Raw genomic sequence first — 26,688 nt, forward strand, 5'->3', positions numbered from 1 at the left:
AAAATCCGTAGTTAGAAAACCTAACTACGGATTTTGAAGTCTCTGCCGGATCGGTCAACCGATCGCTAAAATTTTTCTTAACTGATCGGCATTACCCGAATACCGGGGCGTTTTTATTGTTACTTCTCGGAGCGATTAATTGCCCATGTAAGACGTCAGCATCCAGGCTGTTTTTTCCTGCTCTTTGATGTAGTCACTCATCAACGCGTTGGTTCCTTCATCGCCTGCTTCATCAGAAATTTCAAGAATTTCACGCTGCAAACGAATGGTGGTCTGATAGCTATCCAGAATATTGGCTACACAGGCACGACCGTCGTGTACATCTTTAACTTCTTCAATTTCGCTGTTCTTGATGTAAGTTGAGTAAGCATGCTGAGGGCGCTGACCCAAAGTTAAAATACGCTCTGCAATTTCATCAATTTTAAGCAGTAAATCGTCGTAGGTCTCTTCGAATTTAGCGTGCAGTTCAAAAAAACGCTCGCCCTTAATGTTCCAGTGAAAACCGCGAACATTCATATAAAAAACTTGGTAATTTGAAAGTAGCTCATTGAGCTTGTCACCAAGCTGTTCTGCTTTTTTCTGGTCTAAACCAATAACGCTTAACTGTTTCATAAACCCTCCTTTATCATCGTTATGCTTTAACCATAGTTGAATCATAGGGTTAAAGAAAGCGATGAAAATCGATAACGCTGACAGTTAAACTCGATAACTGTCAGCTTATGCTTACATAGGGAGTATGGGGGTGCTGTGAGTTAAATCAACTCAGGCTTTCAAGTTTACCGTCGCGGATATGTTTTTCGCCGCGGGCTTTAGCTAATTGAATTTGGCGCTCACGCTCGGCAAATCGCTCTTTTTGCTCTGCCGAGGTTTTGTCGTAGCAATGCGGACAACTGACACCTTTCTGGTAATGTTCTGACTGCATTTCTTCAGCAGTAATGGGCATGCGGCATGCATAACACTGGTCATATTCACCCTGCTCCAGACCGTGTTTAACAGTAACGCGCTGGTCAAAAACAAAGCACTCACCATTCCAGCGACTATTGTCTTCCGGCATCATTTCCAGATATTTAAGAATTCCGCCTTTTAGATGGTAAACCTCATCAAAGCCCTGCTCTTTTAAATAAGCGGTCGACTTTTCGCAGCGGATACCGCCGGTGCAGAACATCGCAACTTTCTTATGTTTTTCCGGATCCAGATGTTGCTTCACGTACTCCGGAAACTCACGGAAGGTATCGGTCTTTGGGTTAATGGCGCCTTCAAAGGTTCCTACGGCGTATTCATATTCGTTGCGGGTATCAATAACCAGCACTTCCGGGTCGGCTATCAGGTCGTTCCATTTTTCCGGGTCTACGTAAGTACCGACCGAGCTTTTGGGGTCAACCCAGTCAACGCCCAGGGTGACAATTTCTTTTTTCAGTTTTACCTTAGTGCGGTAAAAGGCTTGCTCGTCACTGGGGGATTCTTTGTGTTCAATATCAGCAAAACGCTCATCGGAACGTAAGTAATTCAAAACGTTGTCAATGGCTTCTCGGCTTCCGCAAATGGTGCCATTAATGCCTTCACGGGCTAACAGCAGAGTGCCTTTTACATCGTTTGCGATAAGCGTTTGATACAGAGGTTCGCGGAGCTCTTTATAGTCATTGAGCTCAACAAATTTATACAATGCCGCACAAATATACATATCATGTTACCTTTTTCAGCGGTCCGGAACGTAAATCCGGAGCCTTCATTTAAATTGCTTTAGCAATTCGCGTAAAAATCGCGCGGATTATACCGTTTTGATCCCAATCAGCGCAAATTAGGAACTCAGGGAGTAGTAAGAAAGCATGATTAACGAAGCCTTGTTCTATGGCCTGGTACTCTTATCGGCCGCAACCTCGTTATTGACAGCCGTGGCCGGCGCCGGTGGGGGCGCGGTATTGATTGGTGTCATGGCTCTGGTATTACCCGGTAGCGCGGTTATTCCGGTACATGGACTAGTGCAAATGGGGTCTAATGTTGGCCGAACCGGGTTGTCCTGGAAACACATTCATTGGCCTACCGTTGCCTGGTTTGTGCCCTTTGGTTTGTTAGGCACTTTTATCGGCAGTTTATTATTGGTTCAGCTTCCGACACATTTTCTGCAAATTACCATCGCACTATTTTTAATCTGGCTAACCTGGGGACCTAAGTTGCCACAGAGTTTCCGTGGGCGTGCTGGTCTGGTCGGTGGTGGCTTGGTTACCGGCTTTACTTCTCTTTTTGTTGGTGCGTCAGGGCCACTGGTTGCCGCTTTTGTAAAAGCCCGGTTTAGTCAGCGAATGCAAACCGTCGCGACGTTCTCCGCAGTAATGACCATGCAACACGCGCCTAAAGCGCTGGTGTTTGGCATGGCCGGGTTTGTATTTCAGGACTGGCTACCGCTGGTATTAGCAATGATAGCGACCGGTTTTGCCGGTACCTGGATTGGCCTGCACTGGCTGAAAAAAATTACTGACCAGCGCTTTGACCAACTATTCCGTTTAATCATTACCTTGCTTGCTTTGCGCCTGCTTTGGGTCGCGCTTGAGCCGTTTGTCCCAGCGTTGACGAGCGTAGCGTCGTAAACTGGCTATGTTATCGGTTTCATCCATGATGGGGGTACCGAGTATGGTTTCGATAATATCTTCAAGAGTGATGAGTCCCAGCCAGCTGCCGTGTTCGTCGTAAACCAGAGCCATATGCTGACGCTCTTTAAGCAGGTGGCTCATTAGAGCCTCAACACTGACGGTTTCTGTGACGATCTCAACCGGTCGTACAATGTCTTTCAGCGAGTCTGATTCCTCAGCATCAAGGATATCACTACGAAAAACAATGCCTTGTGGCTCCTCGTCGGTATCAATGACCGGGTATCGGGAAAAAGGCAGCTTTCTAATCCTTTCGCTGACTTCCGGCATGCTTAAATCTGGTCGAATGGATTCACATACTGTTCTTGGAGTCATGACCTGACGTACCCGAATTTCATGTAAGTCGAGAATGTTCAGAATGACCCGACGTTCGTCGTCATCTAACGCTTTTTCTTCGTGGCCAATAGTGGCCATGGCCTTAATTTCGGAGCGAACGTCAATGTCCGCTTCTCCGCTGCCAATGCGTTTGGTGATTTGATCGGAAAGCCAGATAAACGGCTTAAGCGATAAAATTAAAAAATTTAGTACTGGAGGTAGCATAGGAGCTATCCCACGCCAGAATTTAGCACCTATGGTTTTCGGAATTATTTCTGATAGCACCAGAATAAGCAGCGTCATAACTGCTGAAGCTACTCCCAGATAACCGTCACCAAAGACGACCCCAACTTGTGCTCCAACCCCTGCGGCACCTGCTGTATGAGCTATAGTATTAAGCGTCAGAATAGCTGCCAGCGGCTTATCGATAGAATCTTTCAGCTTGCGCAATTGTTGATGGGTTTTAGGTCGGGACTCTTTTAGCTGTGCTATATAGCTTGGCGTAACCGACAAAATAGCGGCTTCTAAAACTGAACAAATAAATGAAACGCCAATGGCGATAAAAGCAAAAACAATGAGTAGGAACATTGGTACCTTAAATACTTACAAAAACTGCATTAGTAATAACATAGTTCCCGCGACGATGAGAATGGACCAACCGACGAGACCTGCGTATTTACCCCATAAGCGTTCAGTATAAGGCCCTAACCATAAAACGATAAGTGCTAATACATAATAACGTAAAGCTCTTGCGGCACCAGCCGCTAGCATAAATAGCCAAAGCGGATAATCACCAGCACCTGCGGCCAGCATGGCTACCTGGAAAGGAACGGGAGTAACGCCCACCAGAAAAATAGCAATAAAACCGTCTTCACTCAGAGTGTCCTGGAATTCTTTATAGTAGTCCTGAATGGACAGGTAGTTGATGAACCATTCTCCAGCGGTATCAAATAAGGCAAAGCCAATGTAGTAACCGACAATAGCCCCGGCCAAAAAACCCGCTAAAGCGACAGTCGAAACCAGCCATATGCGTTTGCGTTCTAGTACCATGTAAGGTACTAGGACCAACTCTAAGGCTATGGGAAGTATCGTTGCCTCCAGGGCAGACAGAAAAAATAGAAGTATCAACGCATGGGGGGAACTGGCCAGTTTCTGATACCATTGTTGCGTCTTCGAGTTTTCTGTCATTGGCGCGTCAACATATTATTTTCGATAGCATTCATCGGCCCAGTGTAGCGTGATTTTTTTGCAAATAGGGATCGAAGCCGTTAAAACTTACGTAAAATTTGCACTTACATCGTGTTGTTAAAAGGTAACTCAAAATGAAATATCAAGGAAGCCCGGGCTTTTCTCATGGGCAGGCGGACAAAATTGGTGTCTTGGTTACTAATCTGGGAACTCCAGAGGCTCCAACAAAAAAAGCGCTCAAGCCCTATCTAAAAGAGTTTTTATCCGACCCTAGAGTGGTGGAAGTTCCGCGCTTACTTTGGTTTTTGATTTTAAACGGCGTTATTTTGCGTTTTCGGCCTAAACGTTCAGCTGAAGCTTATAAAACTGTCTGGACTGATCGTGGCTCTCCCTTGTTATTTCACACGCAAGACCAGGCTTCGGCCATTGAGGCAAAACTGAAGCAAACCTGGGGTGACAACATTGTTGTGGATTTTGCCATGCGTTACGGGAACCCGGCTCTTAGCGAGGTGGTTGAGAAGATGATGCAAAAAGGCGTTCGCAAACTGCTGGTGTTGCCTTTGTATCCGCAGTACTCGGCATCGACCACGGCCTCAACCTTTGATGCGCTGGCCAAAGACTTTACCAAACGCCGCTGGTTACCTGAACTTCGTTTTATTACTCACTATCACGATTTTTCACCTTTTATCGAGGCCGCTGCTCAGCGCATTGAAAAACACTGGGACGCTCATGGACGGGCTGATAAGTTGCTGTTTTCCTACCATGGGATTCCACTGCGCTACCTGAAAAATGGTGACCCTTACCATTGCGAATGCTACAAAACATCGCGCTTACTGGCAGAACGATTAGGGCTTGGAAAAGACGAGTATCTGACGACTTTTCAGTCACGTTTTGGCCGCGAAGAATGGTTGCAGCCCTACACCGATATGACGATGAAAGCGCTTCCCGGTAAAGGAGTAAAGTCGGTTCAGGTCTTTTGTCCGGGATTTTCTTCTGACTGTTTGGAAACCGTAGAAGAAATTGGGGAAGAAAACCGTGAATACTTTATGGAAAGTGGCGGTGAGCGGTACGAGTACATTTCAGCTCTGAATGCCGAAAGCGGGCATATTGATGCGTTAAGTCAGCTTATTGAAAATAATTTGCAAGGCTGGTCAGTTGAAGACGTAACCGAACAGCGACAGCAAAGAGCTGACCAGGTAAAAAAGCAAAGTTTGCCCTATGATGATTAAAGGAGATTAACTTGGCGCGTACGACTTCTTTCGGCAAACCTTTTATGTTTATTGCCTGGGGGCTAGCCCTTGTCATGTTGGTCTGGTTTTTTGAAGACCAGTTGCAGCAACAGTTTAACCCGAACTCTCAGGTGCAAAGCCATGTTGATAACGGACAAGTCACCGTTTTGCTGGAGCAAAACCGGATGGGTCACTATGTGGCTCAGGGTAAAGTGAATGGTCAATCTGTGACATTCTTACTCGATACTGGGGCAACATTGGTTGCTGTTCCTGAAAACCTGGCCGCAGAACTGGGTTTACGAAAAGGCCGGCAAGGTATGTCTCAAACCGCGAACGGACGTGTTATAACTTATAGAACAGAAATTGACAGATTAGAACTGGGTGAAATTCAGCTAACGAATGTCGCGGCGTCTATCACTCCCGGAATGGATGGGGATGTCATACTTTTGGGCATGAGTGCTTTGAAGGAATTTGAGTTAACGCAAAAAGGCGATACTCTTACGTTACGTTATTAAATAAAACAAAACAGGAATGATGTATGTACAAAACATTACTAGGGGCAAGCTTATTGTTGGTGGCGGGCAGTGTTAATGCACAACAAGAGGCATTGCAGCAATGTGCAGGGATTGAAGACTCGCTGGAGCGACTGGTATGTTATGACAATATTGCTAAGCAGTCTCAGGGACAGGTGAAGCAAGCAGAAGGAAAAGCCAGAGGAAAAGTGCAGGCAGAAAAACAAAAATCAAAGGCTGAGCGCCGTGGTAACTCTTCTTTAGAGCGAACCTTTGGTATGGAGCATAAAGACAAAGAGGAAGGCCAGCTCGACCGAATTGAGGTTGAAGTCGCAGCGAAAGAGCAGGGACCTTATGACAAGTGGCGTATCGAACTGAGTAATGGCCAAATTTGGAAACAGACCGACAGCGGTGGTTATTTTCCCTGGGACGAAGACGATACCTATTATATTGAACGCGGCGCATTAAATTCATTTTTCTTTGGCCGTGAAGGTTCGAATCGCCGTATGCGAGTGCAGCGGGTTAAATAAAATAGGCGGTAAATATGCAGCGAGCCAATGCAGGATAGCCTCCCCGAATACAGCCTGTTGGCGACAGGCATAGCTATTGTTCTGATTGCTACGACAATTTTTGTCGTAGTGGTCCGCAAAAGAGCGGAAAAGAAATACCAAGGCACAAATTACTTAATTCAGTCACATTATGAAGCGTTTAACTCGTTAGCCCGGCATCGGGATATTGAAAGCCGCCTGTTGGGCATCTGTCGGCTTATTGAGTCTCAAATTGATGGTGCCATGTGCTCCATTATGGCGGTTGATAAAAAAACACAAACCTTATCAACCGCCGCTTCTGTTTCCCTACCTAAGTCCTATAACCGCGCCTTAGATGGCTTAGCCGTAGCAGACGGTGTTGGCGCTTGTGGTACAGCGGCAGCACTCGGTGAGCCCGTGCTGGTTGCTGATATGAGAAAGGACCAGCGCTTCAATGAGTTCCGGTCCCTCCTCGAGCAGCAAGGTTTAGTGGCGTGCTGGTCCCACCCTATTTTTGCAACCTCTGACAGTGACGTTATTGGAACTTTCGCAATTTACTTTTCAGAGCCGAGAGTGCCTTTAGGACCTGAACTTGAAATTATTGTCCGTAATCGTGATCTGGTGGCTCTCATCATTGAACAGGAGGAGCAAAGAAGGAAACAAGCTCGTCTTGAGCAAAGTCAAAGTTCACTCTTTACTCACAACCCCGATGCCGTGTTTATGCTCGACTTAGAAGGCAACTTTACGAGTGTTAATCGTTCAGTTTGTGAGCTTTTATTGCTTAAAGAAGAGGATTTACTGGGTAAACACTATGAGCTGGCAGTGCCTGAAAGTGACCAGAAACGAACCTCAGAGCATTTTGAAGCGGCTAAAGCCGGTATTCCACAGTCCTACGAGATAAAGGTAAAAGACCAGACCGGTCAGCTTCATGACTTAGCGATAACCAATATTCCTATTATTATCGATGGCGAAATTACCGGTGTTCACGGCATAGCTAAAGATATTACCGAACGAATTCAGCGAGAAGAAGCGTTAGAATTTTTCACTTCTCACGACAGCTTAACGCACCTGGTAAACCGCAGTGCAATGGAGCAGCGACTACAACAGTTGCAGGAAAACAAGAGTGACGCGGCAATATTCGTTCTCTTTATCGATTTAGATGGCTTTAAACCTATAAATGACAGCTTGGGACACTACCTTGGAGACGAGGTCTTAATTGAAACGGCGCAACGCTTGCAGCAGGTTGTTTCGGAACCTAACTTACTTTGCCGTTTTGGTGGCGATGAGTTTGTCGCCGTTATTCAGGATATGAGTGCTGTTGAGCAAGTTAATGCGTTATGCGCGGAAGTTTTAGCGGTATTCGAACAGCCTTTTCGGATTGGCGAAGTCGAGGTTTCTTTATCGGCAGCAATTGGTGTTTCAGCAAATGATATTGAATTTAAACACCCGATGGAGCTTACTCAACGTGCCGATGTTGCTATGTATGAAGCGAAAAAACGCGGTGGTAACTCTGTTTACTGGTATTCCGCAAACCTTGATGAAGGCTTAGGTTACAAAGTGGCATTGCGGACCAAAATTCAGGAAGCGCTTGCGCAAGAGCAGTTTGAGCTATTTTATCAACCCATTATGACCGACAAAGGTCAAGTTGCCGGAGCCGAAGCGCTCATTCGCTGGCAACATCCAACCAAAGGTTATGTTTCACCCGCAGACTTTATTCCTGTTGCTGAGCGCACAGGGCAAATCATTCCAATTAGTGAATGGGTGCTAAAGCAGGCTTGTCGCGATCTGCAGCAGCTTAAGCTGTACGGTATAAAATCTGTTTCGGTGAACTTTTCGCCTATCCAGTTTTATCGTGAAGATTTTGTCAGTAAAACGAAAGCGATACTCGAACAGTTTGATATTAAACCCGGCGAGATCACCGTCGAAATTACAGAGAATGTATTAGTTAATGATACTCAGCGTATTGCTGAGTTATTGCAGCAATTGCGAGATCTGGGTTTGGATGTGGCCATTGACGATTTTGGTAGTGGCTTTGCCAGCTTACGTTATTTAAATATGTTGCCGGTAAATAAGCTCAAAATTGATCGCAGCTTTATCGAAAATATTCATGAGAACTCGCATAACGCTGCTATTACCTGCGGTATTCTGAGCATGGTTGCAGGCATAGGTATCGAAACCGTTGCTGAAGGTGTAGAAAAAGAAGAAGAATGTGCTTATTTAGTGGAGCATGGTTGCCACTTTATGCAAGGGTTCTTATTCAGTAAGCCGAAGCCGCTGGGAGAACTGCTCAAATGGGCAGAACGCCAGCAATCTTTCGAAAACGAACGTTAGCGGATTCGGAACTGACGGAGCTCCTGTTGCAGGTTGGCAGATAGCTCCGCCAAATTTTCACTGGACTCTTTTACCTGCGCCGAACTTTGCGCGGACTGATCTGAAATACTACTAATAGTATTAATGTTCTGATTAATTTCCTCTGTAACTGAGCTTTGCTCATCAGCCGCGCTGGCAATATGACTGTTCATATCATTAATTTCTGCTACCGCCGAGGTTATTGCCTGGAGTGACTCATCAGCATTTCTTGCTCTTTCCACTGTGTGATCCGCCTCTTCCTTACCGGTGTTCATTGAGCGGACAGCTTCATGAGTTGCTGTTTGTAAACGCTCAATCATTTCCTGAATCTCCTGGGTTGATTTTTGTGTGCGGCTGGCTAAGGTTCTGACCTCGTCAGCAACAACAGAGAAGCCCCTTCCATGTTCCCCTGCACGCGCAGATTCAATAGCCGCGTTTAACGCAAGCAAGTTTGTTTGTTCAGCTATGCTACCAATAACGTCCAGTACCTTACCTATGTTGTCGCTATCTTCCGCTACCTTAGAAATAGTTTGAGATGTTTGATTCACGTGGTTAGCTAAACTCTGAATCGCATCAACTGTCGACTTAACGACATCGCGACCTTGCTTGGTATGATCGTCAGCTGTTTTCGCAGAAGTCGCTGCGTCATTAGCACTTTTGGCTATTTCGTCCACTGTGGTCGACATTTCATGGATAGCCGTTGCCACCTGCTCAACCGCTTCGTGTTGCTTCCTGATGCTTTCGTTAGACTCTTCTGAAATGCTGGAAAGCTCTTCTGACGATGTTGCCAGTTGTTCGGTCATTTCATTAATTTTGGTAATAATGCGCTGAAGCTTTTCGACAAAAGCATTAAATGCATCGGCTACTCGACCCAGTTCATCTGTTCTGTCCAGATTAACGCGTGCGGTTAAATCTCCTTCGCCTTTGGCCATATCTTCAAAACGCTCAAGCATTAAGTTCAATGGCCTGGTAATTAATGGTGGAAAGAATAATGCCAGCAATACGCAGATAGCTAAACCTATGGTCAGGACAACCATCTCTGTCCAGTTACTTTGACTGATGACTTCGTCAATAATGTCAGACTGACTGAGTGCTGCTTCTTCTTTGCGTTGCTCTAGCTGGTCAAGAACGTCCCGCATGGTCTCGAACTGAGGGCCGCTTTGCTGCTCACTTAAACTAATGGCTTCTTCAACCCTGTTTTGACCATGAAGCTCTATTACTCGCTTAGTGGTTGCGACCCAGGTCTCATTTTTTCGCTTGTAATCAGCAACCATTTGACGTTCTTCGGCACTTGAAGTGATAGCTAAAAATCGGTCCACCCGTTGAGAGGCTTGCTGTAGGTTCTCATTGACTGTGTCGACAAGTGCTTGTTTTTTTGACGAACCTGGTGGAACTGAAAGTAAGGTTCTTTCTGCTACCAGAGCCTGATGTAGGTCGCGATCCGCTTGCAATAAGAAATTAAGGCCGGGTAAGTGTTCACTGGCTATTTCATCAACGCTGTTAGCAACGGATTTAAAATTCACGGTACTGACGGTAGCAATACCAATAAGCACTAAAGCCAACAGTGCAATAGGAAGTATTAACTTGTACCGAAATGTAAGGTTGTTAAACCAGCTCATAATTGTGCCTCTAGATAGCTCGCGACCGATGTCGTATTATCCATTATCGGAAGCTAAGCAGGCTTACTTTAGCCGGTCAACAGTAAATGCTGAGCGTCATATTACACTCAGCATACTCACATTTTATATTACTTAATATCGGTCAGTCGCAAATATGGACGTAAGGTTTTCCAACCTTGCGGAAACTTCTCTTTTGCGTCTTCATCAGTGACCGTTGGGCGAATAATGACAGAGTCACCGGGTTGCCAGTCTGCCGGACAGGCGACTTCATTGCTATCCGTTGTTTGCAGAGCATCAATAACGCGTAAAATCTCATTGAAGTTGCGGCCGACAGTCATTGGGTACGTCATGATTAAGCGAACTTTTTGATTCGGATCGATAATGAAAACCGAACGCACTGTTGCTGTGGCGCTTTCGTTTGGATGGATCATGTCGTAAAGCTGCGCGACTTTTAACTCTTTATCTGCAACAATAGGAAATTCCAATGTTGTGTTTTGAGTGTCATTCACATCGTTGATCCAGCCTTTATGAGCCTCTACGGTGTCAGTAGATAACCCAAGAGGTTTCACGTTACGCTTTTCAAACTCTGGTGCTAGTTGCGCTGTACGCCCCATTTCCGTTGTGCAAACCGGTGTATAGTCTGCCGGGTGGCTGAAGAAAAATACCCACGAGCCTTTCGCCCAGTCGTGGAATTCTATCGAACCCTGTGTGGTATCAATGGTAAAATTCGGTGCAGTATCGCCAATACGTAATGTCATAGAGTGCCTCCTGAAGCAATTATTGATAAGCTTTGCTGGTATCATTAAATGATAGCGTACTGAACACATTACAAGGCATTGGGCTTATAACCTTTTACTCTAATATAGATGCATGGACTATTAGCAATGACTTTATTTATTGATGCCGATGCCTGTCCTGTGGCAATACGGGAAATTCTCTTTCGCGCGGCACAACGAAAACAACTTCACCTCTACTTAGTGGCTAATCAACGAATTCAAACACCTAAATCTAAATTTATTCATATGGTGCAGGTAGGTAGTGGTTTTGATGTGGCAGACCATGAAATAGTCCGGCGTTGTGAAGCGGGCGACTTAATCATAACCAGTGACATTCCGCTGGCGTCAGAAGTGATAGACAAAGGCGCTAAAGCATTAAGCCCCCGGGGGGAGCTCTTCACTCCCGATAATATTCGTCAGCGGCTGAACATAAGAGATTTTATGGACACCATGCGCAGTAGCGGTATTCAGTCTGGTGGTCCGCCGCCGTTGTCGAATGTGGATCGAAAAAACTTTGCGGATCATTTAGACCGTTTATTAGCAGGGAGTTGAACTTGACCTTTTTTGCGGCGTTACCGGCAATTATCTGGGCTCTTATGGTTTGTTTTTTTCCTGAGTGGCTGACGTCTGTCTCGTTTTCAGTTCCCGGAACTATCTCAGCAGCATTAGGGCTGGTGTTCTTGGTTGCCGCTTTCTTTCGGCAATGGCAATGGTTTTATTGGTGCGCCTGGGTTGGTGGTATCTACGCTACGATTCAGCTCGGTTTGCAGCAACCGCTGGCGCAGAAAGAGGTTTCCCAACTGTACGAGGCACTTCCTGTGTGGTTATCGGTTAGTGCCTTGCTTCTGACCTTCCTGAAAAAGCCAGTGCTACTAACCGGAAAAGGCATACTGATATTTGTTGCTTTGGCAATACTGCCTTTATCGTTATTGCTGACTCCAGTTGCACAAACCCTTGCGTTATTGAGTCCCGCAGAGGTTCTGACTTTACCTGACTGGCAACAAAGTTCGTTTGCTATTGGGCTGCTAATTTGGACGGTCGCCATGGGCGGCGTCTGGGCAACTTATTTGCTTTATAAAAGCGCTTCCGCTTTTGCCTGGAGTCATTGGGCGGCCTGGTTTTCGCTTATGGTCTTTTTGTTGGCCGTGCAGTATCAACAAGCCTCCACCTGGGCCGCTTTGGCAGCCAGTGCTTGCTTATTGCTGGCGCTGGCCGACCAAATGTTGAAGCTGGCTTACATTGATGAACTAACCGGGCTGCCGCAACGGCGTGCGTTGATGAGTCAGTTGCAACACTTACGCAAACGCAGTGCCGTTTGCATGCTCGACGTTGATCATTTTAAAAAGTTTAATGACCGCTATGGACACGAGGTTGGTGATCAGGTGTTGCGGCTGTTAGGCAGTATCTTAAAAGAACACGGCGGGTTTAAGGCATACCGCTATGGCGGAGAGGAATTTACCTTAGTATTTTTCCACAACGATGAAGAAAAGTTAAAAAGTACGCTGGAAAGCGTTCGTAGCCAGGTAGCTAATTACCCGCTTAAATTGCGAGAGCCCTCGCGGCCGGAGAGTAAGACAAAAGGCAAAGAAGCGCGAGGTAAAAAGGAGCAGAGTAAAACGGTAAAAGTTACTATCAGTTTAGGCGCGACGTTAAAGGAGCCTGATGATACCGCGGATAGCATTTTGAAACGTGCTGATGAGAACCTTTATTCTGCGAAAAAGGCTGGGCGTAATAAAATATATTTTTGTTATCAAAAATAACAACTGGACAAAAAAGAGACTGAAAGTTAGTGTGGTTGTGAGGTCTCGCCTCAATAACAAAAAGAAATTATAACAAAAACAAGTTGTACGTTCACTTAGATAGTGGCGTTTGTTAACGGAGAGAACAATCATGTTAAAACTAAAAAAAACGTTAACAGCGTTATCGGTGGCTGCGGCATTAACTGCTGCCTCTAGCGCTTACGCTCAGGATACCGGTACACTTCGTATACAGATTACTGATAATCAGGGAAACCCGATTCCGAATGCATCGGTGGTTGTTAAGGCGCCGGATACGTTGGTTTCGAGAAATGCGGAAACGGATGATGACGGCTATGTTCGATTAGGCGGATTACAACCTTCAAGACAGTATCAGGTCGAAGTTGTTGAAGAAGGTTACTCAACATTCGAATCTGGGGATGTTCGAGTGTCGTCGGGTCAGACATTTGAACTAAGTTATGTTCTTACGCCGGAAAGTTCGAATATTGAAACGATTCAGGTTACTGGACGAGCAGCATCAACAATTGATACGACTTCTTCAACTACAGGTGTAGCCGTTACTCTGGATATGACAGAGTCTCTACCAACTGCGCGGAGCTTCCAGGATTATTTGCAATTAGCACCAGGTGTTAAACCATCTCCGAGCGGTAATCCGTCATCAAAGTCTGGTGTAAACTACTCTGACATTGGGGGAGAATACGGTTCATCTTCTGATAATGTGTATTATCTGGATGGCATTAATGTCACGGATAACCAGACAGGTACTTTTGGTTCAAGCATCAACTCCGAAATCATTCAGGAACAGAGAATTTTAACGGGCGGTATTCCAGCTGAATACGCAGGTGGACAAGGCCTGGTAACTCGGGTTATCACCAAGTCAGGTGGTAACGAATGGAGCGGCTCGGTTAACTACTATTTTCAGAATGATAGTTTAGTTGCTGATAATGAACACCTTGATGGCGCGAAGTTCTCAACTTACGATACTGCTGTCACGCTGGGTGGCCCCATAATACAAGACGAACTTTGGTTCTTCGGTTCATTTCAGAAGAAAAGCCGTGAAGATGATGTCGTAAACCCTAATACTGATGAAATCATGCGTTCGGTTACCGATGAGTCAGACTTAGGCTTCTTTAAATTAACCTGGCAACCAACGGGGAATGACCGCTTTGTGGCAAGTTGGTTTAATGACCCGCGTGAGATTAGTGGTTCATCTTCGCCTTCAACTTTGATGAATCGTGACCAATCAAGAGAATATGGCGGCGATAACTATAAGCTAGAATACTCTCGTTACTGGGATAACTTTATCCTGACTGTTCAAGCGGCAAGTCATGAGAGTGAATCAACGGTCTTGGCGAAAGATAATTCAACACGAAATGATGTGGCCTATCTGTCAGGTGGCTCGTTTGAGCCAACAAATGCGGATACGGACAAAGGTGGCTATGGAACGAACACTTCTAATCTTCGTGGCCGTGATCAATACTCAGCAACGCTTGAGTATTTCCTTGATACGTTGAATTTTGGTAGCCATGAAATTAAGGCGGGTTATGTCTTAACTAAAAATGAAAACGCCCAAGATAGCCGGTTTACAGGTGATGGCGCTCAATACAGTTCTATTGGAGCAGTAACTGGTAGCGTTGACTTAGACAATTATGTTAATTCAAGTTGGACTGGGGCAACTGAGTTTGTTCAGGAAGACTACGCCCGTATTGTAAATGCGATGAACCAGAGTGATAACTCTGCTCAGTTTTACGCTCGTTATGATGCTAATGGCGACGGAACCATTTCTGACAGTGAGTTAGGGCAGGGTGTTGTTTTTGATCAAACTACGGGCAACCCAACAAGTGATATCAATGCTTATCGGATATTACAAACAAACCCGGGTGCAGTGACCCTTGAAACTGAAGGAAGTACCTTCTTCGTTCAGGATACCTGGACACTGGATCAGTGGACTGTTAACGCAGGCATACGTTCTGAAAAATGGGAACACTTCTCCACTAAGGGAACTAAGGTAGCTGAATTTGACTGGGAAATAGCGCCTCGCTTCAGTGTTATATATGACATCGACGGCGAAAGTAAAGTTTGGGCTTTTGCAGGTCGTTATTACGATCCAATTCGTACAAATATGACGGACTTTGCGGGTAGCTTGACCGGTCCGGTTCTGAACGAACAGGTTTACCTCGAAGACCAGTGGTTAACATATCGTGTACGCGGTGGTGAGACTCAGCCTGATGCATTCTTTGCTCCAACAACGGAAACTCCTTACACAGATGAGCTGTTGCTCGGTTATGCAACAAATATTGCTGATGATATGAGTATTCAGGTGACCTACACGGATCGTGTTACTAAGAATATCTTAGAAGATTACGATTTGGATCTATACAGTAATGTGCTTGCGGGTACAGATCTTGAGTTACCGCTGTCGTATTTCGGTTACGACACGATGCCTAACTCAAACTATGTTATTGCAACACTGGCGGGTGCAAAACGTGAGTATCAAGGTTTAGAGGTAAGCTTTACTAAACACCGCACTGAGAACTGGTTCTTCAATGCATCTTGGACTTACAACAAAGCAGAAGGTAACTCAAACTCAGATAGTAATGCTGATTATCAGGGCGATGTGCCATGGTTAGACCCACGAGCGCCGGGTGTATACGGTGATCAACCAGGTAACATGCAGCATTTGGTTAAGTTATTTGGTAGCTATAAATTTGATAACGGAATTGAAGTTGGTGGTGTGTATAACTGGAACTCCGGTACGCTTTATAGCAACACCTTCTCTGCCGGTGGTCGTCACTTGCCGACTCCAGGGCCTGCGTATGAGTATGGTGGTTACACCACAACGTGGATCCCTGAGGGAACTGTTGGTGTAAATGAGTCGCCAGCATACGGTACTTTAGATCTGCGTGTTAAATATACCCATGACTTCGGTGAGCGTTATAAAGCCGAGTTCTTCCTGGACATATTTAATGCACTGGATGATCAAGCTACTCGTCGTGAACAGGATCTAGTAGCAGGTGATGGTGTTTACGCCTTTGGTGAAAGTGTCGATTGGGTTAAACCACGCCGCTTCTACTTAGGTGCACGTTTATCGTTCTAGTCTCCCTGGTGGAACGGTTTTGTAACCCGGAGGTTTGCCTCCGGGTTTTTTATTTTGGGCGATCTAAACTTTCTAAAATACGTTATTAATAAGCATGAATATGCCTTTAACAATAACGGATACGTCAATGAGCTACATAAAAGAAACCATCGAAAAGTTAAAGCAAACCAGTCCGGCTCAAGTTGAGTTCTATCAAGCGGTAGAGGATGTACTTGAGTCGATAGAACCCTTGCTGGAAGGGCGTCCTAAGTATCGGGAACACTCTATTATTGAGCGTCTGGTTGAGCCTGAGCGGCAAATTATGTTTCGTGTCCCCTGGATGGACGATGATGGTAAAATTCAGGTGAATAAAGGCTACAGAATAGAGTTTAACTCGGCGCTGGGGCCTTATAAAGGCGGGTTGCGTTTTCACCCAAGTGTTAATGCCGGCATTGTTAAGTTTCTTGGCTTTGAGCAAATATTTAAGAATGCGCTGACCGGTTTACCCATTGGCGGCGGCAAAGGTGGCGCCAACTTCGATCCTAAAGGCAAGTCGGACGCGGAAATTATGCGTTTTTGCCAGTCGTTTATGAGTGAACTGTATCGTCATATAGGGCCCCATACGGATGTTCCGGCGGGAGACATCGGTGTGGGATCAAGGGAAATTGGCTACCTGTTTGGTCAATATAAGCGTCTGGCCAACCGTTTTGACGGTGTTTTAACCGGAAAAAGCGAATTATGGGGCGGCTCGCAAGTTAGAAAAGAAGCGACAGGATATGGGGTTGTCTATTTCGCGCAATGCATGATGGATGACCAGGATGACTCTCTGGACGGGAAACGTTGTTTGATTTCAGGTTCTGGTAATGTCGCTATTCATGCTATGGAGAAGCTGTATGAATTGGGAGCTAAACCGATAAGTTGCAGTGACTCCAGCGGAACCATTTACCATGGCTCCGGTATTGCTCTCGACTTGGTTAAGCGCATAAAAGAAGAACGGGGCGGGCGCCTCAAAGAGTACCTTGAAACTCATGAGGATGCGGAATATACGTCTAAGGACGATTACCCCGAAGAAGGTCACTGCGTTTGGCGTTACGAAGCCGATATTGCTTTCCCCTGTGCGACTCAAAATGAATTGACCGAAAAAGATGCTCAGGCACTTCTCGAAAACGGCTGCAAGTACATTGTGGAAGGGGCTAATATGCCTACAACTCAGGCTGCAGTCGATCTGTTCATTGAAAGTGGTGTTGGCTACGGTCCAGGCAAAGCATCAAATGCCGGTGGTGTTGCCACAAGTCAGCTGGAGATGGTGCAAAACGCCAGTATGTCGCGCTGGGACTTTGAAGAAGTGGATGAAAAACTTAAAGAGATTATGAGCAATATTTACCAGGATGCAAAAAGCACCGCCGAAGAGTTCGGACAACCTAATAACTTAGTTCTTGGCGCAAATATTGCCGGGTTCCGTAAGGTCGCCGACGCCATGCTGGAACAAGGCGTGGTTTAAGTTTAAAGCCGGACTATTTGTTGTTGCCTGTATTTTGCGTTAGCAGTTTTATGGCTTCATCATTTACTGGTATTGATTGTGCGTTTAGCATAACGGCAGCCCTTGAGCCATCAAGATAAAAGCCAACAAAACTACTGAAGCCGGCCGTCTGTCCGTTGTGCCAGGCGTAGGCTTTACCATCTTCGTCTTCGCTGATAAGCCAGGCTAAAGCTTGTTGGCAGCAGCCCTCAATGGCTTTTTGCGGGGCAAGTAATTGCTCGACAGTGGTATCGCCTTCTGCACTTTTTCGCATGAGCGTTTTAGTGTAGTTGGTCATATCACTCAGTGTGGAAACAATAGCTCCTGCGCCGGCCAGAGACTGAAAATGCCAGTGAGGTACTACGTCACCTAAGACATTATGTCCTGTTGCTAAGGAGCCTGGGGTGTGTTCTTTGCTGGTTGCCACATAAGTATCCGGCATACTGAAAGTTTCAAATACAACGTCATTTAACAGCTCTGGGAAAGGCTTTTCCGCATTTCTAGCGAGCGACTCCGCAAGTAAGCCATACCCGAAGTTGGAATACTCGTAACTGTTGACGCCGGGCTCTACCTCAGCCAAGGCACTTTCCAATTCTGACTGACCATAATGAACGTACGGGTCTGTCTGGTCGGCTTTGCTTAATAAATTTTCAGGGAGGCGGGGCAGCCCACTGTGGTGTGTGGCAAGTTGCCCCAGTGTCACTGCATCAGGTGCTTGCGGCCAAAACTCGTTGACTGGGGTATCAAGGGTTGTAGACTCATTAACTACTGCATGGGCCAGTAAATAAGCCACCATGGTTTTTGTGACTGAGCCAATTTCGTATTGTGTATTATGATCATGCCTGCCATAAAACTGGGTTTTGATTTCATCTTGGTCAATGATGGCAACCGCTGCACCGTGCTCGCCCAACTCGGGTGTCGGTGCGCTGGCCTGCTTATCATCCGAACCGGCTTTTTTGAAGGTGAGAGGAAATTCCTGCCCCTGTTTGAAAGTACCTTCGTAGCCTTCAGTTGTCTTTTTGCCGTTAAAGCTCGCCTGAATCATAGGTGACTTAAAGCTGAGTTTTTTGTCATCGATATGAACGTCTGTTAGAGGTATTCCAAAGCTCTGCTGTGCCGGGCTGTCTAAGGTCGCAATATACCCTTCGTGTACAACGGCAATATTCACTTGTAATGGTAAATTCGAGTTTTCGCTGACGGGCAAGTCGCCTTTATAGGTTGCTTCGTAGGTAAGGCGGGCTTTGTCATCCTGGGTCAGCTTATGTAGGGTAATACTGCGCTTTTTACCTTGTACGAATAACCCCTCTAATTGGCCATTATTCAGTTGACCCTGATAACTGGCGCTTAAGCTTGTATCAGTGAATTCTACCTTATTATCCTTAACTGAAAACTTCGTGGGTTGGTGATCAAACATGCCCTGATTTGGGCTGTCTAGAGTTAGCTGGCCATTATTGATATTGATGCCAAGAGTAATACTGACTCCCTCTTGAAGCACAAGCTCTCCACGCCATTTTCCTTCCAGTTCCTTTTGGTACTCTTTAGCTTGTAAAGAATGGTGGCAGAAGGCTGCCACCATAATAGTTGAGTAAATAAACCACTTAATAAAGGTCTTCATTTTGTTGCCTCATTGGTTAATTACTGCTTTTCCATCTCCTGGTGAAACTCTGCCAAATCGGAAATAACTTTCTGGTTTGGCAATTCCGCGTAGGGTTGTTCAGCAAACTTAGTACCACGCAGTTGCACCGAAATACGCGCCGCATCGGGGTTTAACATGGTTTGCTGGTAAAACGTTTTGGCGTCCGCAAGGTTTACGTTTTCAACGGCATCAATTAATTGCTCTTTGCTGTCGAATTCGAAGCGCTGCAAGCTCAAATCAGCCAGAAATGGAGAAACTTCCTCCATCAAGTTCTTCGGCTGTTCGTTCAATGTAATCAAGGTGCTTTGTTTGATTTGATTGAACTCTTCTGGCGTCATTTCCTGTAAGTCTTCCCAGTATTCTTCCTTGAAGCTATCAAAGCGTTCCTGCATATCGGCAACGCTTTTAACCGGCGTCTGAATATACAGCCCAAAACCTGCGTACTTATCCAGGCTCGGTGCGAAAGAGCCCACAGCATAGGCCAGTTGCTCTTCTGTACGCAGGGTATCAAAGGCTACGGTACGGAAGTGACTTTGCAGAACCGTTCCTGCCGCTAACGCGGCAAAACCCGGTTGAGGGTGAATGTGCGCATCGACCACCGCTACGTCAGCAACGTCCAGGTCACGACGTAGTACAATGGATTTTCCTGTTTCAGGCTTCCAGAATTGAGCCATTTTAAAGTCAGTAACCTTACGGTCTTCGGGTAAGCTGGCCTGAATGTTTTTAACAGACTCCTCCAGGTCACCTCGGTCATAATTACCAAAGGCAAATACGCGTATCGCATTATTGCCCAGTAAGGTATTCATAAAGTCAGACAAATCTGCCGAAGTTAATCCTTTTGCTGTTTCAATTAAGTCCGTTTGATTAAAACCACCTTCACGAATCAACTGTCCGTAGGCGTCAAAACTTTGATAAATAGGAAATTGCTGACCTTTGTTCTGCAGTTCTCTGATATAGCGATCAACGGCCTGTTTAAAGGCCTGCTCTTCTACGTTGAAGCTCAAATTATCGATAGCTCGTTCAAGCAACTGAGGCTGCTTATCGGTAAAGCCGGACACCGTTAGTGACAGGCCGGTGCCATCATTAAGGTTCAGGTTCATACCCGCAATATTCGCCTCGGTGTCCAGAGCGCTAACATTCATATTGTATAAATCGCGCCATAAAGCAGTTAAAACGTCCGCTTTTATACTTTTAATAGGTGCGTCGTTGTTTATTTGAATATAAAACACACCGCGCGGTTGGTCGCTGTATAACTGACTTGGATATTGCCAGACCTGAATGCCTTCCTCTTCGATAACCACTTTGGGTTTATCAAAAGCGTCGTTCTGCTTAATGGCAAAACTCTCTGGCAACAAGGTATTCACTTTTGGCAGGTTAATGGACATTTTCGGTTCGTTATCCCAGCTCGCGATTTCTTCTTGCGGTATGTCAACAACCTTGTATTTGCCTTCATAGAAATCGAGCTCGCTGTCGTGCGGTTCGTCCTGACTAATATACCAAACGCGCAGTCTTTCGGGTGTTAGTTGTGACAGTACCGAGCGGATGGCTTCAGGATCAAATTCACGGTATTCATAGGGGGCGCTGATAGCATACTCGGCAGGGAAGTTCTGCATTGTTTCAGCCAGAGAAGAAACGTAGCTGAACTCATCACTTTTTTCTAAGAAGCGAAAACGATTGCTCAGGCTAGTTTTTATTTCTTTAAAGTAACTTTCATCAACGCCCTCAGTGCGTACTTTATCGATGTACTGCATAATAAGCGCGACAATCTCTTCACGCTGTTGCATGCCGGCATTAGTGAGCTCAACATCAATGGCCAGAACACCGTAGTTCCCGTAAAAAGTGGGTTGTGCCGATGCATTTAAGCTAGCAATAAGGCCTGCATCTTTGAGTTGTTGTGCTGGCGTTCCAGGCATTTCTGAGCCGAGCAAGTAACTGACATAGCGGTTGGGCTTAACGGCAAACTGTTCCTGGTTGTCATTGATAATGAATTCCAGCTTTAGCTGCTTAACGTCTTCATTCGGTACATAGTGGATGCGCTTCTTGCCAACGTCATCGAAATTAATTTGAGCCGTGACTTCGGGTTCTTCAATACCGTCGTCTTCAATGCTGGCAAAGTGTTTACGAGCTAAGGTTTCCATCTCTTCTAACGAACGGTTGCTTATCATGGCAACTTTCATAATGTTGGCAGAATAGAAACGGTTGTAGAAATCGACGGTTTCTTTATGCAGCTCGCTGTTCTCTTTGTTACTCAGGCTGTCGAGGTTGCCAATAAGGAAACGGTTGGAAGGGTGCTCCCCCAATAATAAGCGGCCTAATTTAAACTGGCCGAAAAAGTCCATTTCACGGCGCATTGACCATTCGGCGTTCACTGCGTTGCGCTCTTTGTCTGCGTACCCAGGGTACAGTTTTGGTGCTTTGAAAAAATCAGAGAAGCGATCTAAAGCCTCATCATAGGCGTTGTTATTAATTTTAAACATGTAGTTGGTGACATCCAGCCAGGTAGAGGCATTTTGACTACCACCGTTATTACTCATAAATTCGCTGTATTCGTTGGTATCGGGATACTTTTCGGTTCCCAGAAACAACATGTGCTCAAGATAATGCGCCAGTCCTTGCTGAGCTTCGGGATCCTGCAATAAACCAACGCCAACACTTAAAGCGGCAGCCGACTTATCTGTATTCGGATCAGAAACCAACATAATTTCAATATTATTATCCAAAGTCACTACGCGATATTCGCGCTGGTCGTTCGGGCTTTTAATGACTTCGCCCGCCACGGCATTTTGAGTGGTGCCGGTTTCGGTAACGGGCTGACTGCAGCCTGCGGCTAAAAGAGCGAAGCTAATAGAGCTTGCGAGTAATAACTTCTTCATAAAAATATCCCTTAAAAAAATGACCTCAATATAATAACGAGGACTACCCTGCTTGTTGAGGGTGGTTTTTAATTATTTGTTGACTAATTTGTAACAGATTGTGAGAGTTAAAACATACTTTTGGTACAGGGATGTCAAAATGAAAGCAATTATTATAATAGCGATGCTTTTTTTATTAGTTGGCTGCAGTTCACCCACCGTATTTCTCACAACAGAACGGCTGCCACAGAAAGAGCGTCAGGAATTAATTTCTGCATTGTCTGAAAATGGGTTCAAAGTTAAAGCAACTTCGGGCGTGATGGTTCCGGAAGAATTCCCAGATGTGGTTGTAGCAACAAACCCCGCCAATGAAAACCCTGAGTTTTTCGCTAAACTTGAACAGGTTATTAGGCAACAAAACCTTGAGCCTGTAGCTTATCAAAAGTTTTATCAGCAGAAACATTATTATAAAGGGCGTAATGTTGGGTTATACGTGCGAGGTAATGCTCCTGAATTAAGGCTTCCACCGGTTCTTCGCGGTAACCACCAAACCTGTAATAACCAGCGTATGATTCTTGAATTTAAGAATAATAAACGGGTACATATTGACGTAGAAAAAGAAGAAATAACCTCGTACAAAGGAAGCTATCAGTCCATATTACCTGACACTATTCATGCTAACTTCGAGAGTCTGGAAGGCCCCGTAACACTGAGGCTTTCTAAAGTGTCTGTAGAAACCTATGCGGGAATGAAAACCGCAGACAAAATAGTCGTTACGAACAGCGACAATAAAGTATTACCAGAAAATTGCGAGTTCATGATCATTCACTATTAGATCCGATAACGAGCAGAGGTTATTTTTCTGCAGTACATTCAGTGTAGACTTCAGAATAAGGCTGGTCGAAACAACGAATGAACTTATCAACAATATTCAAGTTTGGCGGCCATTGTATTTCAATAGGGTTTCCGTCTGCATCTGTCGGATTAAAACCTTCGGGCTTAGGAACTGCAGCCAGTTTTTCCCTTTGATTTTTTAGCTTTTCTCTATCTGACTGTAAAAAGGCGATAGTGGCGTCAACGTAATAGTTCCAGCCAGACATGTCTTTTTCGGGCGACTTGCGCGCTTGCTTCATTAAGCTAATAGCGCGTTGATACTGACCGACTTCGGCTCTAAGCTGACCCTCATGCCAGACAAAGGTTCTCATAGCCCCTTTGGAAATCTCGTTCTTTGTGTAATAGGTATGGATAAGGTCGGCTGCCGCTTCACGACAGGCTTCCGCTTTAGCTACTTCTCGCCAGCCTTTTTCCAGGTTTTGGTCAAACTCCCTGGGAGATAGCTTTAACATTTCAACTTCGTTATAAGAGCAAGTTTCACTCTCTGTATTTGTATCTTTGGCTACGGAAAACGGAGAGGCAATGGTTATTGAAAGAAAGCCGGTAACGAGTAATGCCCGCATAGTGAAACTGCTTGTAGTAGACTGCATAATGTCTTCTCCTGCTAAATAAAGGTGCTGAACATGTCTGTTTTGTTGATAGCCAAAACGCTAGGGCTTTTCTTTATTACTGCAATTGCCGAAATTATCGGATGCTATTTACCTTACCTGTGGTTGAAAAAAGATGGAAGTGCCTGGTTATTGATTCCTGCAGCTATCAGTTTGGCAGTATTTGCCTGGCTGCTTACATTGCATCCGGCTGAAAGTGGCAGGGTCTATGCGGCTTATGGGGGCGTTTACGTGGTAACTGCACTGCTGTGGTTAAAGGCTGTTGAAGGAGCTTCATTGTCGACTTACGATGCCGTAGGCGCTGCTTTCACTTTAACCGGAATGGCTATTATAGCGGTTGGCTGGAACCACTAAGGCAAAGGAATAAACTCATCTTCATCGCCAACAACTTTATCAAAGCGTTGATTCTGCCAATCTTTTCTTGCCTGCTCTATTAGTTCTTTATTAGAGGACACAAAATTCCAGTTAATAAACCGGTTGCCCAATGCATTACCGCCAATAATGACAATATGTGATGGTTCCTGAGCTGTAATAACGGGTTGCTCTTCAGTTTTTAATACAACCAATGTTCTTGCCGCTAGTTCTTTACCTTCTGAATTTAAGCGACCAGAAACGATATAAACAGCCAACTCTTCTGTTGTCGGTAACGTCAGTTCTTGGCCAGAGTCCAACTTGGCTTCTAGGTACAAAGTTTCAGACAAGGTAGGAACAGGTGACTTTACGCCATAAGCTTCACCTATCATGACGCGAACCGAAACCCCATTCACATTAGCCGACGGAATATCGGTTGACGGAATATGATAAAAGGCAGGCTCTGTCTGCTCGTACTGTTCGGGTATAGCTAACCAGAGTTGCAAGCCATGTAGCCTGTGAGCGCGGGCCGTAATTTCCGGGCGCTCTCTTTCTGAGTGCGTAACGCCTTTGCCTGCGACCATCAGGTTGATATCGCCGGGCGTAATTATCTGATAACTGCCAATGGAGTCCCGGTGCAGCATTTCGCCATCGAATAAGTAAGTGACAGTGGATAACCCAATATGCGGGTGTGGTGCGACATTGACACCTTCTCCCTGTGGGAAGTCGGCTGGGCCCATTTCATCAAAGAAAATCCACGGTCCGACCATACGCTTTTGGCGAGTGGGTAATGCGCGGCGGACATAAAAGCCGCCTAAGTCGCTGTCGCGAGGTTCAATAATAACTTCTATTGCAGATGACGGTTGTTCGTGCGAGTCACAACCTTGTTCAGCATTGTTAAGAATATTGCTCATGGAATACTGGCTGCCTTCAAAGTTATCTAAGTTCGTTTGTTATCTTTTTTAAAGATTACCGCAAAGTGCCGGGGCGCAAGGAAGAAATCCTCAAATTTTGCTCAATATTTATTCGTTACTGCCGATGATTATAGTAGGTATCTCATACTAATAAGAGACTAAAGGTGAAAATATCAATAACAAATCACTATTCATCCTTAACCAAGCCGGTACCCGCTAAGCAGCCGATAACGGTGCTACAGAGCCATGTGTCGGAGCCTCTGGATACCCAGCCTGAAAATACCCAGGGGGTCTTCCTTAGTGAGCTAGATAAACTCTATTTTAATTTTAATAAATGGTTGGAAGAGCCAATACAATCAGAATTCTCGGCGGAGAAAATAGAAAAACTAAAAGATTTGTACTCAAAAATGTCTGAGGAAGATTTTATCCGGCTGGGTAGGTTAGGCATTACATCGAACGATGATTTCTTGTCTATGGTTGAAACCCTGGACAAAGAACAACTTTCGCAGTTAACCGATACATTTTATGGGTTGTCGGCTTCTGCAAACATGCTTTTTACCCATGTTAATGAATTTAATCCCTCCAGAACATACGAAGAAAAAGTAGAACAATTTATTGAAGTGCTATCAGACACTCAGCGAATTGCCCGGGATCAACTGATTGAAAAGGCGGCTGAATATGATGAAAAAATCAGTATTCACAAAGCTGAGCGTGAGAACAATGATACCTATGAATCTCTAGGAGGATATTTCGACGTTAAATCGAGCGCGAACGACCTGCAGAACTTTGTTTCGACCGTAATAGATACCAAATCGCCCGCTGATTTTGTTAACAAGCTCGATCAATACAGCCGGGAACAGCAAAGTAGCTTGTTAAATGTGCTTGGAATGAGCCGGATTGAAGGTGAGCAACTGCTTGACGGTCTTCTGGATAAAAGTGATGAGGCCAGAACGAGCATATTGTCTTTTATTGGTAAAGTAGCACTTAAAACAAACCCTTTCTTTGAAATGAGCGCTTTTGGTGATTCGGAACATGTGGTGAGTATCAGCAAAGGGTTTGGCGATAACCTATTCGAGACAACGAAAAAAATGCTTGAGAATATGGGGGAGTTGCTGACAACCTATAATTTCAGTGACGAACAGCTCGTAGAAATGGGTGACCAACTTAACGACCTAAATAGAAAGGAACAAATCGGCTACCTGGAAGCTGCGGTCATCGGCCTCGATAATCTATTAGGTATACAAACGAGCAGCACCAATGAACTTGTAGACATGAAAGCAGAGCCCCAGGCTATGAATAAACTGCAGTCCGTTTTAAGTAGTAAAGATGCTTTGCAGGCTGTTTATGAAGCCCGCGAGGGTGAGGACCGGAGAAGCGGGCGTTCCTACGTGCCGAAGACCAAATGGGAATACCTGGAAGACTTGGAAAAAGTGGTGTCATCTTATATTCCGCCGGCGGAGTCTGACGAAAACGTTCGGGATCCTTGGGAATATGCCTCTGGCGCTAAAGCTTGACATGTTTATACTGTTGACAATAAGCCCCGCGAGAGAATTTGCGGGGCTTCCTGTACCCTTCTTATTTCAGAGTAACGAACGAAGTTTGACTTCTAGTATCAAACTAATTTCAAAACTTGGTTTTGAGCCATGTATTTTTCAATAATTCGATTTTACAACAAAGTTAGCTGATGCATGCAGTTTATATAATATTTATCTGTGTCGCAGGCGCAGCATCTGCGACACGTGCTTCAATCAACCAACTTCTTAACTCAATTACATGTGTTGCGACACAGATCTGTGTCGCAAGTGCTGCATCTTGCTTGAGAAACTGACTTAATAACTTGGCTATTTCGGTATTTACACACTAAATATAGCAGTCGCCGTTACATGTCTTGTGATACAGATCTGTGTCGCAGGTGCTGCAC

Annotated in this window: 22 protein-coding genes; 12 read left to right on the forward strand and 10 right to left on the reverse strand. The window is 45.2% G+C overall.

The features are described 5' to 3' along the window. Window positions 1–135: 135 nt before the first annotated feature. Together DEU30_RS13135 and DEU30_RS13140 are read right to left on the reverse strand one after the other, a co-directional pair. Window positions 136–612 carry a Dps family protein gene (locus DEU30_RS13135; RefSeq protein ID WP_011235578.1) on the reverse strand — a complete coding sequence of 159 codons (477 nt, stop codon included), beginning with the start codon at window positions 610–612 and terminating at the stop codon, window positions 136–138. Between the two features lie 145 nt (window positions 613–757). Further along, a complete protein-coding gene (locus DEU30_RS13140; protein WP_114982458.1) occupies window positions 758–1,681 on the reverse strand; it encodes a rhodanese-related sulfurtransferase in 924 nt (307 codons plus the stop codon). 145 nt (window positions 1,682–1,826) lie between these two features. Between DEU30_RS13140 and DEU30_RS13145 the strand changes: the two genes are divergently transcribed. After that, a complete protein-coding gene (locus tag DEU30_RS13145) occupies window positions 1,827–2,585 on the forward strand; it encodes a sulfite exporter TauE/SafE family protein (RefSeq protein WP_114982457.1) in 759 nt (252 codons plus the stop codon). On the opposite strand, the gene DEU30_RS13150 is transcribed toward DEU30_RS13145, so the two are convergent. Then, entirely contained in the window at window positions 2,502–3,548 is a 1,047-nt protein-coding gene (locus tag DEU30_RS13150) for a hemolysin family protein (RefSeq protein WP_114982456.1), read from the reverse strand. The two genes, DEU30_RS13145 and DEU30_RS13150, sit on opposite strands and share 84 nt — an antisense overlap. A 15-nt stretch (window positions 3,549–3,563) precedes the next feature. After that, complete coding sequence (locus DEU30_RS13155; RefSeq protein WP_227016394.1) at window positions 3,564–4,010, reverse strand: VTT domain-containing protein; 447 nt, start codon at window positions 4,008–4,010, stop codon at window positions 3,564–3,566. Window positions 4,011–4,282: 272 nt separating this feature from the next. Between DEU30_RS13155 and hemH the strand changes: the two genes are divergently transcribed. Genes hemH through DEU30_RS13175 form a run of 4 tightly spaced genes read left to right on the forward strand, consistent with a single transcriptional unit; the run spans window position 4,283 to window position 8,747 of the window. Next, on the forward strand, window positions 4,283–5,377 hold the full coding sequence (gene hemH / locus DEU30_RS13160) for a ferrochelatase (RefSeq protein ID WP_011235573.1): 1,095 nt from the start codon (window positions 4,283–4,285) through the stop codon (window positions 5,375–5,377). 11 nt (window positions 5,378–5,388) lie between these two features. Continuing rightward, a complete protein-coding gene (locus tag DEU30_RS13165) occupies window positions 5,389–5,892 on the forward strand; it encodes a TIGR02281 family clan AA aspartic protease (RefSeq protein WP_011235572.1) in 504 nt (167 codons plus the stop codon). Between the two features lie 23 nt (window positions 5,893–5,915). Further along, window positions 5,916–6,419, forward strand: a complete 504-nt coding sequence (locus DEU30_RS13170) for a hypothetical protein (RefSeq protein ID WP_110013420.1) — start codon at window positions 5,916–5,918, stop codon at window positions 6,417–6,419. Window positions 6,420–6,446: 27 nt separating this feature from the next. Further along, entirely contained in the window at window positions 6,447–8,747 is a 2,301-nt protein-coding gene (locus DEU30_RS13175) for an EAL domain-containing protein (RefSeq protein WP_114982454.1), read from the forward strand. Here the strand turns inward: DEU30_RS13175 and DEU30_RS13180 are convergent. Beyond that, on the reverse strand, window positions 8,744–10,384 hold the full coding sequence (locus tag DEU30_RS13180; RefSeq protein WP_114982453.1) for a methyl-accepting chemotaxis protein: 1,641 nt from the start codon (window positions 10,382–10,384) through the stop codon (window positions 8,744–8,746). The two genes, DEU30_RS13175 and DEU30_RS13180, sit on opposite strands and share 4 nt — an antisense overlap. Before the next feature lie 128 nt (window positions 10,385–10,512). Continuing rightward, the gene (locus DEU30_RS13185) at window positions 10,513–11,142 is read right to left on the reverse strand and encodes a peroxiredoxin (protein ID WP_114982452.1); all 630 of its coding nucleotides are present in this window, start codon (window positions 11,140–11,142) and stop codon (window positions 10,513–10,515) included. Between the two features lie 126 nt (window positions 11,143–11,268). Here DEU30_RS13185 and DEU30_RS13190 point away from each other — a divergent pair, with 126 nt between their 5' ends. From DEU30_RS13190 to gdhA, 4 genes are all read left to right on the forward strand, one after another. Beyond that, a complete protein-coding gene (locus DEU30_RS13190; protein ID WP_114982459.1) occupies window positions 11,269–11,712 on the forward strand; it encodes a YaiI/YqxD family protein in 444 nt (147 codons plus the stop codon). 2 nt (window positions 11,713–11,714) lie between these two features. Next, a complete protein-coding gene (locus DEU30_RS13195) occupies window positions 11,715–12,920 on the forward strand; it encodes a GGDEF domain-containing protein (protein ID WP_114982451.1) in 1,206 nt (401 codons plus the stop codon). Between the two features lie 130 nt (window positions 12,921–13,050). Continuing rightward, a complete protein-coding gene (locus tag DEU30_RS13200; RefSeq protein ID WP_114982450.1) occupies window positions 13,051–16,014 on the forward strand; it encodes a TonB-dependent receptor in 2,964 nt (987 codons plus the stop codon). Between the two features lie 127 nt (window positions 16,015–16,141). Continuing rightward, on the forward strand, window positions 16,142–17,494 hold the full coding sequence (gdhA, locus tag DEU30_RS13205; RefSeq protein ID WP_114982449.1) for an NADP-specific glutamate dehydrogenase: 1,353 nt from the start codon (window positions 16,142–16,144) through the stop codon (window positions 17,492–17,494). Window positions 17,495–17,507: 13 nt separating this feature from the next. Here the strand turns inward: gdhA and DEU30_RS13210 are convergent, their stop codons facing one another. Both DEU30_RS13210 and DEU30_RS13215 read right to left on the reverse strand, forming a co-directional pair. After that, window positions 17,508–19,127: a serine hydrolase domain-containing protein gene (locus DEU30_RS13210; RefSeq protein WP_114982448.1), complete on the reverse strand. Its 1,620-nt coding sequence runs from the start codon at window positions 19,125–19,127 to the stop codon at window positions 17,508–17,510. A gap of 20 nt (window positions 19,128–19,147) precedes the next feature. Then, window positions 19,148–22,021, reverse strand: a complete 2,874-nt coding sequence (locus tag DEU30_RS13215) for an insulinase family protein (protein ID WP_114982447.1) — start codon at window positions 22,019–22,021, stop codon at window positions 19,148–19,150. Between the two features lie 139 nt (window positions 22,022–22,160). On the opposite strand from DEU30_RS13215, the gene DEU30_RS13220 reads away from it, so the two are divergent. Next, the gene (locus DEU30_RS13220; protein ID WP_110013413.1) at window positions 22,161–22,835 is read left to right on the forward strand and encodes a hypothetical protein; all 675 of its coding nucleotides are present in this window, start codon (window positions 22,161–22,163) and stop codon (window positions 22,833–22,835) included. A gap of 19 nt (window positions 22,836–22,854) precedes the next feature. On the opposite strand, the gene DEU30_RS13225 is transcribed toward DEU30_RS13220, so the two are convergent. After that, entirely contained in the window at window positions 22,855–23,484 is a 630-nt protein-coding gene (locus DEU30_RS13225; protein ID WP_051018793.1) for a hypothetical protein, read from the reverse strand. 33 nt (window positions 23,485–23,517) lie between these two features. Between DEU30_RS13225 and DEU30_RS13230 the strand changes: the two genes are divergently transcribed. Then, window positions 23,518–23,856, forward strand: coding sequence for a YnfA family protein (locus DEU30_RS13230; protein ID WP_011235558.1), 339 nt, complete (start codon window positions 23,518–23,520; stop codon window positions 23,854–23,856). Here the strand turns inward: DEU30_RS13230 and DEU30_RS13235 are convergent. Then, the gene (locus DEU30_RS13235) at window positions 23,853–24,767 is read right to left on the reverse strand and encodes a pirin family protein (RefSeq protein ID WP_110013412.1); all 915 of its coding nucleotides are present in this window, start codon (window positions 24,765–24,767) and stop codon (window positions 23,853–23,855) included. The two genes, DEU30_RS13230 and DEU30_RS13235, sit on opposite strands and share 4 nt — an antisense overlap. A gap of 164 nt (window positions 24,768–24,931) precedes the next feature. Here DEU30_RS13235 and DEU30_RS13240 point away from each other — a divergent pair, with 164 nt between their 5' ends. Further along, window positions 24,932–26,281 carry a hypothetical protein gene (locus DEU30_RS13240; RefSeq protein WP_114982446.1) on the forward strand — a complete coding sequence of 450 codons (1,350 nt, stop codon included), beginning with the start codon at window positions 24,932–24,934 and terminating at the stop codon, window positions 26,279–26,281. The last annotated feature ends 407 nt before the right edge of the window (window positions 26,282–26,688 follow it).

The organism is Idiomarina sp. 017G (genome assembly GCF_004362265.1).
Classification (GTDB): Bacteria; Pseudomonadota; Gammaproteobacteria; order Enterobacterales; family Alteromonadaceae; genus Idiomarina; species Idiomarina loihiensis.

Bases quoted from the DNA above. Each gene is read 5' to 3' on its own strand.
- DEU30_RS13135 (WP_011235578.1), bottom strand. From the start codon at position 612: ATGAAACAGTTAAGCGTTATTGGTTTAGACCAGAAAAAAGCAGAACAG.
- DEU30_RS13140 (WP_114982458.1), bottom strand. From the start codon at position 1,681: ATGTATATTTGTGCGGCATTGTATAAATTTGTTGAGCTCAATGACTAT.
- DEU30_RS13145 (WP_114982457.1), top strand. From the start codon at position 1,827: ATGATTAACGAAGCCTTGTTCTATGGCCTGGTACTCTTATCGGCCGCA.
- DEU30_RS13150 (WP_114982456.1), bottom strand. From the start codon at position 3,548: ATGTTCCTACTCATTGTTTTTGCTTTTATCGCCATTGGCGTTTCATTT.
- DEU30_RS13155 (WP_227016394.1), bottom strand. From the start codon at position 4,010: ATGGTACTAGAACGCAAACGCATATGGCTGGTTTCGACTGTCGCTTTA.
- hemH (WP_011235573.1), top strand. From the start codon at position 4,283: ATGAAATATCAAGGAAGCCCGGGCTTTTCTCATGGGCAGGCGGACAAA.
- DEU30_RS13170 (WP_110013420.1), top strand. From the start codon at position 5,916: ATGTACAAAACATTACTAGGGGCAAGCTTATTGTTGGTGGCGGGCAGT.
- DEU30_RS13175 (WP_114982454.1), top strand. From the start codon at position 6,447: ATGCAGGATAGCCTCCCCGAATACAGCCTGTTGGCGACAGGCATAGCT.
- DEU30_RS13180 (WP_114982453.1), bottom strand. From the start codon at position 10,384: ATGAGCTGGTTTAACAACCTTACATTTCGGTACAAGTTAATACTTCCT.
- DEU30_RS13185 (WP_114982452.1), bottom strand. From the start codon at position 11,142: ATGACATTACGTATTGGCGATACTGCACCGAATTTTACCATTGATACC.
- DEU30_RS13190 (WP_114982459.1), top strand. From the start codon at position 11,269: ATGACTTTATTTATTGATGCCGATGCCTGTCCTGTGGCAATACGGGAA.
- DEU30_RS13200 (WP_114982450.1), top strand. From the start codon at position 13,051: ATGTTAAAACTAAAAAAAACGTTAACAGCGTTATCGGTGGCTGCGGCA.
- gdhA (WP_114982449.1), top strand. From the start codon at position 16,142: ATGAGCTACATAAAAGAAACCATCGAAAAGTTAAAGCAAACCAGTCCG.
- DEU30_RS13210 (WP_114982448.1), bottom strand. From the start codon at position 19,127: ATGAAGACCTTTATTAAGTGGTTTATTTACTCAACTATTATGGTGGCA.
- DEU30_RS13215 (WP_114982447.1), bottom strand. From the start codon at position 22,021: ATGAAGAAGTTATTACTCGCAAGCTCTATTAGCTTCGCTCTTTTAGCC.
- DEU30_RS13220 (WP_110013413.1), top strand. From the start codon at position 22,161: ATGAAAGCAATTATTATAATAGCGATGCTTTTTTTATTAGTTGGCTGC.
- DEU30_RS13225 (WP_051018793.1), bottom strand. From the start codon at position 23,484: ATGCAGTCTACTACAAGCAGTTTCACTATGCGGGCATTACTCGTTACC.
- DEU30_RS13230 (WP_011235558.1), top strand. From the start codon at position 23,518: ATGTCTGTTTTGTTGATAGCCAAAACGCTAGGGCTTTTCTTTATTACT.
- DEU30_RS13235 (WP_110013412.1), bottom strand. From the start codon at position 24,767: ATGAGCAATATTCTTAACAATGCTGAACAAGGTTGTGACTCGCACGAA.